This window comes from Ruminococcus sp. (genome assembly GCF_024691275.1).
In the GTDB taxonomy this organism is placed as follows: Bacteria; Bacillota; Clostridia; order Oscillospirales; family Ruminococcaceae; genus Ruminococcus.
The window spans coordinates 1-5,299 of sequence record NZ_JAILNU010000055.1; the positions used below are offsets into that span (position 1 = coordinate 1).

Annotated in this window: 2 protein-coding genes; one reads left to right on the top strand and one right to left on the bottom strand. The window is 44.2% G+C overall.

Going from position 1 to position 5,299, the window contains the following annotated elements:
* Positions 1–340: 340 nt before the first annotated feature.
* Positions 341–1,027: a hypothetical protein gene (locus K6G33_RS06455; protein ID WP_296777490.1), complete on the bottom strand. Its 687-nt coding sequence runs from the start codon at positions 1,025–1,027 to the stop codon at positions 341–343.
* Between the two features lie 1,339 nt (positions 1,028–2,366).
* Here K6G33_RS06455 and K6G33_RS06460 point away from each other — a divergent pair.
* A partial coding sequence (locus tag K6G33_RS06460) for an ATP-dependent DNA helicase RecQ (RefSeq protein WP_296777493.1) occupies positions 2,367–5,299 on the top strand: 2,933 nt, incomplete at its 3' end.

Below are 5,299 nucleotides of genomic sequence, written 5' to 3' on the forward strand. Positions count from 1 at the left end.
TCGTGGATACGCCTGCTTTCTTCCTCTGTACAGCGTATCGCTATGGTCGTGTTTCGTTTTCTCATGTTATCATCCTCCTTTTTTCTATGCCAATTAAAGTGGGTTCGGGCTTCTGCCCGACAAGCAAGGCGGCAGGCGGAACGCCAGCTGCTATGCTTGCCAACCCAGTGGGGTTGATTTTTCTCGGGTGTCGCCACTTTTTCCTTCGCCGATAGTATCTGCGCAGTATCGCCACACTCGCTCGACGTTGCGCGACAACCGCTTTCACTGTCACAGTTGGGATAACTACCCGATTTCGGTATCGGTGGCAAAAAGGGCGTTTTTGTGCACGTGTATACCATCACCCTGAGCCGCAAATGCCGTCACCCATATTTTTACCGTCACCAGGCTCAAACAAAGGTAAATAGACGTTTTCTGGACTTCGGGTGCCGGTATGGTCAGCAATTTCTACCCACAGCAGACTTCCGTTTTTACTGTCACCCGACTGGTCATAAACGAGCTCCAGTATTCGCGAACCGTGACTTCTGCGCATACTGAATTGAACTCCATATACTTTCAATTCTTCAGTATGCTGAACAAGATTTCGTGTCATCCAGTTCGGAGCATAATCACAACTGAAGCGTTTATACATCAGATTGCAGAGTTCTGTTGCTGAACCTGTGAATCGTTTCTCATCAACCATGAGATCATGTATCGCGAAAGAGAAAAGGTCTGGCTTGCGCTCAGGCACATCATCAACTACGTTCCACCTGTGCTTGTTAAACTCCAAGTTCAATTCAATGTGTTCAATGTCACGACCTGCACAGTGCAGTTTAGCTTTACCGCTGCCGCGACGTTGTTCTATCATCACCATGATACCGTCGACGCTGCCGATGATACCTGTCGAGCCTGAGACCATATTGAACGGATTGCTGTCATAACACTTGCGCGTATGATGCACGACAAGTATTGCAACTTTCAGCTTATCCGCAAGCGCTTTCAGTACAGAGAGCTCTTTGTAGTCTGAGCTGCAGTATCCTTTTTGCATTTTAATCACCTCCTGAGCAAACAAAAAAGCGCACAGCAGTCCGTGACGAACCGCTGTGCGCTTTATATTTAATTTTTGACAAAATAAAAAGGCAGAGCAACACCTTTTACGTTACTCTGCCTTCTCTTAACTTATATTTGGACATAGCTACCCGTGCTATGCATATTATTCCAAAAACAAAACCGCATTTCATTTACAAAAGGGCATAGTTAGCCCGTGAAATGCTGACTATCCCGTCGATAGTCCTGTACCCCCGCGGAGGTACCTTATCATGACTATGCGCCATGACGTTTTCCTCATTCCGAGGCTTCTGATATTCTCCTGCAAGCACACGCCTGCACCCTCCGAAGCCGGGAACACATCAGCCGAAGGTCGGCCTCAACCTTCACATAGCTCTTTGTCTCTCTGCCCTTACGGAGTCAGAGCCGCACGTGCGGATGGGCGCGCAAGCCGGCTGTCATTGCCATAATAGGAGCGGGAAGGGTGTCTCTTCAGCCAATTTCGCAGGATACATATTACGAGCCGTTACTTCACTGCTCGGTAACCTCACATAACTGCAATCGGGAGTACCCATGTCACTCAGCTAAGTTCTGTTGGTCTTCCTTGACACGACTCGCTGAGTCTCTCCTACCGCCTTCACGCATTTATCGCTCGCTCTTTCGAGGTCATGGCGTACGGAAGCTCGCGGCTTGTCGGTTTTTGCCGGCACCAGTCTTGCTGCACACTGATGTGTTGATATTCAATTTTCAAGCTGCTATCCCATTAAGGGACATTATCATAATAGCACAGAACGTAAGTTCTGTCAAGAACTTTCAAGAAGCTTTGTTCGATTGCACAAACGTTCGATTTTTGAGGTAGGTCCTCAATGTGCATTGCGCACAAGTACTTGAAATACGCTCCTATTATTTTGCCCTCTACTTATAAAGAACTGGGAGAGGCATTTTGATAACCTATTTCACGTAACTTTCACTTTAATTTGTAGAGGTGCATAATTTCCAACACTCCAAAGTCCATATTGCTATCGTCTCCTTACACGGTCTGAAAGAGTGCGAGAGCTAAGAAAAGAATAACCATGCTGATACATTATTGATGTCAAGTAAGCTAACTTCCACCCCCGCCATTATCATCGACGGCGACTGCAAACAATGCTCTCAGAGTGTTTATGATAGCTTTAATTTATTGAATCGGGTGAAAAAATACTTTTTGTTCAGAAAATGAAGTTAAGAACTACTGAAAAAGTATATTTTCTATTGCTTTTCTAACAATTTCGTGATATAATTTTAATAGATTGTGTAACATTTTATCAAATTGCAATTCATTATTAGTTGGGAGTGAGTTCATGAAGCATATCTGTTTTATAGATACTGAAGTCAGCGAAGCAGATAACAAAGCATACGATTTTGGTGTAGTTAATGAAAATGATGATAAACTTCATACAGGTTCTGCTCATGAATTCAATTCCTTTATCGCAGGGGGAGAGTTCCTTTGCGGTCATAATATTATTGACCATGACGCAAAGTATATAGAAGTGCCCGAAAACGCAAAACTCATCGACACATTGTACCTGTCTCCGCTGATGTTCCCGAACAAGCCGTATCACGCCCTGTTGAAGGACGACAAACTGCTGACCGATGAGCTGAATAATCCTCTCAACGATGCAGTTAAGGCAAAGGAACTGTTTTATGATGAAGTAAATGCCTTTATGGCCCTTGATGATGAATTAAAGCTCATTTACTATATGCTGCTGAAAGGCAGCCCCTATTTCTCCGCTTTCTTTGATTATCTGGACTATTCCGCAGATGATGACCTTGAAACCGCGATACTTGTCAGATTTGCAGGCAAGATATGCGAGAACGCTCCTGTATCAGATATAATAAAGGGTACGCCTGTTGAGCTTGCATACTGCCTTGCACTTATCTCTGCTACCGAGGAATATTCTCTGATACCGAGATGGGTACAGGTGAATTATCCGAATGTTGACAGGATAATGCGGGCGCTCAGAAGTACATCATGTCACGAATGTTCATACTGCAGGGAGAGATTGAATCCTACGGTATATCTCAGCAAGTATTTCGGATATCCGGGGTTCCGTAAGTATAATGACGAGCCATTGCAGGAAAACGCAGTCAATGCAGCAGTGGAGCATAAGTCACTGCTTGCTATATTCCCGACGGGCGGCGGTAAGTCCCTGACATTCCAGATACCCGCACTTATGGCAGGCGAAACGGAACGTGCACTGACTGTTGTAATATCGCCCTTACAGTCACTGATGAAAGACCAAGTGGACAATCTCGAAAAACGAGGTATAGCAGAGGCCGTTACAATAAACGGCTTGCTCAGTCCTATCGAAAGAGCTGAAGCTATCGACCGTGTGGAATCTGGTATTGCTTCTATACTCTATATATCCCCCGAGTCGCTTCGTTCTGTCACCATAGAGAGGTTGTTCCTGTCACGCAATATCGACCGCTTCGTTATAGATGAGGCTCACTGTTTCTCAGCATGGGGACAGGATTTCCGTGTAGACTACCTGTATATCGGCGACTTTATCCGTGAATTGCAGGAGAAAAAAGGTAACGGCTGTAAGATACCCGTGTCCTGTTTTACGGCTACAGCAAAGCAGAAGGTCATCAGCGATATAAAGGAGTATTTCAAGAACAAGTTGGATATCGAGCTTGAACTGTTCGCAACAAACGCATCCCGTACTAATCTTAGGTATGAAGTGCTGTTCAAGGAAACAGACGAAGAAAAATATGAGATGCTTCGTACTCTTATTGAACAGAAAAAATGTCCGACCATTGTGTATGTTTCGAGGACCAAGCGAACAATACAGCTTGCTGAAAAGCTGAATAACGACGGCTTCAAGGCAAGAGCGTTCAACGGTAAAATGGACAGCAGTGATAAGCAGGAAAATCAGGAAGCATTCATAAATGACGAGGTACAGATAATCGTTGCGACCTCGGCTTTCGGTATGGGCGTTGACAAATCCAACGTCAAGCTCGTTATACACTATGATATATCCGATTCGCTGGAAAACTATGTACAGGAAGCCGGACGTGCAGGCCGGGATCAGACTTTGCAGGCGGAGTGCTATGTACTGTTCAATGACGGCGACCTGGACAAGCATTTCATTCTGCTTAATCAGACCAAGCTCAGTATCAGCGAGATACAGCAGGTTTGGAAAGCTATAAAAGACCTTACTCATACACGTCCCGAGGTATGCTGTTCGCCCCTTGAGGTAGCAAGACAGGCAGGCTGGGACGACAGTGTTGCTGATATTGAAACAAGAGTGAAAACAGCTATACAGGCGCTCGAAAACGCAGGCTACATCAAGCGAGGCAAGAATGCTCCGCGTGTATATGCTGATGGAATTCTTGTAAAATCAATGATAGAAGCCGTTGAGCGTATAGACAGTTCTTCCAGATTTGAAAATGATGAAGAACGAACAATTGCAAAGCGCATTATCAGCTCGCTTATTTCAAAAAAATCTATATCCAGGGCAGGTAATGCTGAAGCTGAGTCAAGAGTTGATTATCTTGCTGACAGACTTGGCATTGATAAAACAGATGTAATCCGTTCTGTACAGCAAATGAGAGAAGCAGGTATCCTTGCGGATTCAAAAGATCAGAAGGCATATATCCAAAAGACCGATACAGTAAACAAGTCTATGCTGGTCCTGCATCGTTTTCAGGCACTTGAAACTTTTCTGCTCGACTATATCGACGCAGACAAATTCTGCACGAATTATAAGGAGCTGAATGAAGCCGCACTTGCAGCCGGAGTAAAAACAAGCTCTGTCAATTCTATAAAAACCCTTTTCTATTACTGGGCCATACGCAGCTATATCCAAAAGGAACAGGATCAGGCAACAAACAGAGTGATCATCGTTCCGAAGCTGAGCATGGAACGAATAAAATCAAAAAGGCAGAACAGTTACAGCATTGCAGAATTTATCATAAACTATCTTTTTAAGATAAGTAGTGAAGAAATAAATAACAAGGAAGAAGTCCTTGTGGATTTTTCAATAATGGAACTTATGAATGCTTATAATGAGCAGTCATTATTTAAAGTTACTGCAAATGATATTAATGAGGCACTGTTGTTTCTCTCAAAGATAGGCGCAATGAAGCTGGAGGGCGGTTTCAGTGTAGGATACAGTGGAATGCGTATACAAAGGCTGGAGCTTGACAACAGGATCAAGTATAAGCAGGAGGACTATAAACAGCTGAACGAGTTCTATCAGCAGAAGATACAGCAGATACATATAGTCGGCGA

Excerpts from the sequence above, each read along its gene's own strand:
- K6G33_RS06455 (WP_296777490.1), bottom strand. The coding sequence starts at position 1,027 with ATGCAAAAAGGATACTGCAGCTCAGACTACAAAGAGCTCTCTGTACTG.